The organism is Methanobrevibacter sp. (genome assembly GCF_045577275.1).
Lineage (GTDB): Archaea > Methanobacteriota > Methanobacteria > Methanobacteriales > Methanobacteriaceae > Methanobrevibacter.
On the sequence record NZ_JAZNIB010000155.1, the window covers coordinates 1 to 1,590 of the forward strand.

1 protein-coding gene is annotated in these 1,590 nt (G+C 36.1%); it reads left to right on the forward strand.

Features of this window, described 5'->3' with window-relative positions; all coding sequences use genetic code 11:
- Positions 1–141 precede the first annotated feature (141 nt).
- Positions 142–1,587 (forward strand): UDP-N-acetylmuramoyl-L-alanyl-D-glutamate--2,6-diaminopimelate ligase, encoded by a 1,446-nt coding sequence (locus tag ACKI67_RS04605; protein WP_407462227.1) that lies wholly within the window; start codon positions 142–144, stop codon positions 1,585–1,587.
- The last annotated feature ends 3 nt before the right edge of the window (positions 1,588–1,590 follow it).

Genomic DNA, 1,590 nt, shown 5'->3' on the forward strand with positions numbered 1-1,590 from the left:
TTGTTCTGTTTGTATAATATGAAAGCTAATACAAAACATATACCTAACTATCTTTTATACAGATAGGATTCGGAAAAGAATAATGAATTACTACAGATAAAATATAAAAAGATACAGAAGAACAAAAGGGGTTGCTAAAACTTGAAGCTTAAAAATTTGTTGATTGATATCGCTAACGTGTCAGATAAGGATAGGGAAATAGATATTACTGGGATTGCTAATAATTCATTGGATGTTAAAAAGGGATTCTTATTTGTAGCCATTACAGGATTTCAGGTGGATGGGCATACATATATTGAAAAGGCGATTGAAGCAGGTGCAAGTGTTATAATCGGCGAAAAAGAAGTCACTGATCTCTCGGTCCCGTATATTAGGGTTGAAAATAGTCGTGCAATCCTGGCTGATTTAGCTAAACGTTTTTATCCTGTGCGTGCAGATAGAACAATCATTGGTGTAACAGGAACAAATGGAAAAACAACTACTTCTTTTATGTTGAAGCATATCCTTGAAGCCTATGGTAAATCCTGTTCTTTATTTGGTTCGGTTTATAATTATATTAATGGTGAAAAATCTGCACCATCTGTAAATACAACGATGGATGCATTGCAATTACAAAAAGAATTATCAAGAAGTCAAGATGAGATTGTCATTATGGAAGTGTCTTCGCATGCACTGTCTCAATTTAGGGTGAAAGGAATCAGCTATGATTTTGCCCTCTTTACGAACTTAGACCATGATCATTTGGATTATCATAAGGATATGGATGATTATTTTTCCGTTAAAGCACAGCTTTTTGCTCAATTAAAGCCAGATGGTGCTGCTGTAATTAATACGAATAATAAATGGGGCAGTAAACTGGAAAGACGGTTATGCGGTACTAATGACCAAATTTCCTGTGTGGGAAATATAGGAACAGATTTATATATCCAACAAAATAAAACGGGGGATATCCATTTTGTATATAAAAATAAAGAAATCTATCCTATAAGGCTTTCTATCAAGGGTAAACATAATATCCAAAATGCGGCGCTTGCCTTTCTGACAGCAAGAAATATGGGTGTACCAGGTGAAGTAATAATTGAAGCACTGCAATCATTTCCTGGCGTGCCGGGGAGATTTGAAGTAGTGAATCATCCGACAGGTGCACAGTTAATTGTAGACTATGCTCATACCTGCGATGCTTTTGCACAATGTCTTAAAACCGGAAGAGAAATGGGTGCAAAGCGCATCATTCATATATTTGGATTTAGAGGAAACCGCGATTTGACAAAGAGACGTGGTATGGTTGAAATCTCGGAAAAGCATAGTGATTTATGTATTTTAACGCTGGATGATTTAGGGACGGAATCTTTTGAGGGGATGATAGAAGCACTCCATGATTTAAAGCCATCTGCTAAAGGGAAGGTCATACCGGATCGTACGTCGGCAATCGAATATGCCTGGAAAATTGCAAAAGAGGGTGACTGGATTTTTATTACCGGAAAAGGCAATGAAGTGTATAAAAATACGTATCTTTTACCGACTAATTCCGACATAGATACATTAACTTATCTTTCAAAAGAGGAAAAAACAGTTAAGGTAATTTGAGCT